This window comes from Arthrobacter sp. HMWF013 (genome assembly GCF_003061105.1).
GTDB lineage: Bacteria > Actinomycetota > Actinomycetes > Actinomycetales > Micrococcaceae > Arthrobacter.
Map to the genome: position 1 here is coordinate 1 of NZ_QAIQ01000683.1, position 2,372 is coordinate 2,372.

Below are 2,372 nucleotides of genomic sequence, written 5' to 3' on the forward strand. Positions count from 1 at the left end.
AATCAGGGCGATGGGCCTGTTACCCGGCACACCGGCTTTGCTGCCCCGGGGCACTAGTGGCCGATCGAGTCCAGGGATGCCGGAATGTTGTCCAGGTAACCCTTGATGTTGCGTGCGGTCTCAGCTACGGAGTCGCCGCCAAACTTTTCCGCGACGGCTTCTGCCAGCACCAGGGCCACCATCGCTTCCGCGACGACGCCCGCCGCCGGCACGGCACAGACGTCCGAACGCTGGTGGTGGGCTTTCGCCGCCTCCCCCGTGCTGACGTCCACGGTGCGCAGGGCCCGGGGAACGGTGGCGATGGGCTTCATCGCGGCCCGGACACGCAGGACGTCTCCGATGCTCATGCCGCCTTCGATGCCGCCGGCCCGGTTGGAGGTGCGGATGATTTTCCCGTCGGCGTCCTTGACGATTTCGTCATGGGCGGCCGAACCGCGGCGGGCAGCAGTGAGGAAGCCGTCGCCCACTTCAACGCCCTTGATGGCCTGGATGCCCATCAGGGCAGCGGCCAGGCGTGAATCGAGGCGTCGGTCCCAGTGGACGTAACTGCCCAGTCCGGGCGGCAACCCGTAGGCGAGGACCTCAACGACGCCGCCGAGGGTTTCGCCTTCCTTGTGCGCTGCGTCCACTTCGGCCACCATGGCGTCGGATGTCTCGCGGTCGAAGCAACGCAGCGGATCCGCGTCGAGCGCGATGACGTTGGCCGGGACCGGCAGTGGGCGGCCTTCGGGCACCGTCACGCTGGCGATGGAAACGGTGTGGCTGACGAGCTCAATGCCGAGGTGCTTAAGGAACTGGGCAGCCACGGTTCCCATCGCCACGCGGGTGGCTGTCTCGCGGGCGCTGGCACGTTCGAGAACAGGCCGGGCCTCGCTAAAGCCGTACTTCTGCATACCGGTGAAATCGGCATGTCCGGGACGGGGACGGGTGAGCGGTGCATTGCGCGCCTGATCGGCGAGGACTTCGGGGTCAACGGGGTCAGCAGACATGATCTGCTCCCATTTGGGCCACTCAGTGTTGCCCACCTGGATGGCCACCGGACCGCCCTGGGTGAGGCCATGGCGGACGCCGCCAAGGATGGTCACTACGTCCTGCTCAAACTTCATGCGTGCGCCCCGGCCGTAGCCGAGGCGGCGGCGGGCCAGCGAATCGGCGATCTGCCCGCTGGTGATTTCAACACCGGCAGGTACGCCTTCAATAATTCCCATCAGAGCCGGACCATGGGATTCTCCGGCTGTCAACCAACGCAACATAATTTCCATCCTGCCACGTATGGCACTCAGATCGCCCGTCGGGGAAGGCCGACTGCGTCACACATCACATCTATGACAGCTGCATTAACGTCCTCACCACGGCCGGTGAACAGGCGCACCTGTTCCACCGCCTGGTACAGCAGCATCTCCAGCCCGGGAACCACCGAACCGCCACCGTCCTGCCACACGGCAGCGATGCGGCTGGGCCAGGGATCATACGCAACATCGAGCAGCACGCCCGGCGTCCTGGTGCCCAGCGCGGCGATGTGCTGTGCAAGATGGTCGGCCCCGTGCGGCGGGAGGGTGGAAATGACGACGTCGGCGTGTGCGGTGGGAGCGGCGGCTTCGGAGAGCGGCCTGACGTCGATGGAGAGGCCGACGGCGGCCGCGGCGGCCCTGGCATCACCGGCGCGGGCTGTGTCGCGGACGAACACCTGCGCATGCCTGGTGCCCAGATCCTTGAGCGCAGCGACCGCGGAGGCAGCCGTTCCGCCGCCTCCGAGGATGACTGCGTCAGGGCTTGCAGCAACCCCGGCGTTGACGACCGCGTTGACGATTCCGGCGACGTCAGTGTTGTAGCCGATCCGCCGTGTCGCGCCAAGGTGCTCCTCGAAGGCAACCGTGTTCACTACGCCGAGGGTCAGCGCGACGCCACGGACTTCGTCCACTTCCGCCACCATGCCGGTTTTCAGCGGCATGGTCACTGACAGTCCACGCCAGCCGTCTTCTGCCCTGATGCGGGCCATGAGGGCAGGCAATTCCTGCTCGGTGACGTCCAGGGCGGTGTAGCCGATGTCGGCGCCCAGCTTGGCGTAGGCCGCCAGATGAAGGGCCGGTGATTTGGAATGGCTGATCGGATGGCCGAGAACGGCAGCCCGAGGGATCATGCGCACCGGCCCACGTTGGCCGTGCACCACGTGTTGTACTGCTCCACGTAGACATTGTGCTCGGCCAGCGTCCTGGAGAACTTCGTCTCCTTGGTGTCCAGGTTAATGGTCACCCAGTAAAGGTAGTCATTGGTCTTGGGCCTGGCGGCAGCGTCGATGGCCGTCTTGCCCGGAGAACCGATGGGGCCCGGGGGCAGCCCGGGATTCGCGTAGGTGTTGTACAGGTTGGACT

Annotated in this window: 3 protein-coding genes; all 3 read right to left on the reverse strand. The window is 66.0% G+C overall.

Going from position 1 to position 2,372, the window contains the following annotated elements; genetic code table 11:
• Nucleotides 1–53 precede the first annotated feature (53 nt).
• On the reverse strand, nt 54–1,253 hold the full coding sequence (aroC, locus tag DBR22_RS22150; protein ID WP_108600752.1) for a chorismate synthase: 1,200 nt from the start codon (nt 1,251–1,253) through the stop codon (nt 54–56).
• Nucleotides 1,254–1,279: 26 nt separating this feature from the next.
• Nucleotides 1,280–2,140 (reverse strand): shikimate dehydrogenase, encoded by an 861-nt coding sequence (locus DBR22_RS22155; RefSeq protein ID WP_108600753.1) that lies wholly within the window; start codon nt 2,138–2,140, stop codon nt 1,280–1,282.
• A partial coding sequence (locus tag DBR22_RS22160; RefSeq protein WP_146187628.1) for an endolytic transglycosylase MltG occupies nt 2,137–2,372 on the reverse strand: 236 nt, incomplete at its 5' end. The genes DBR22_RS22155 and DBR22_RS22160, both read right to left, overlap by 4 nt.

Coding starts and splice junctions, on each gene's coding strand:
- DBR22_RS22155 (WP_108600753.1), bottom strand. CDS start 2,140: ATGATCCCTCGGGCTGCCGTTCTCGGCCATCCGATCAGCCATTCCAAA.
- aroC (WP_108600752.1), bottom strand. CDS start 1,253: ATGTTGCGTTGGTTGACAGCCGGAGAATCCCATGGTCCGGCTCTGATG.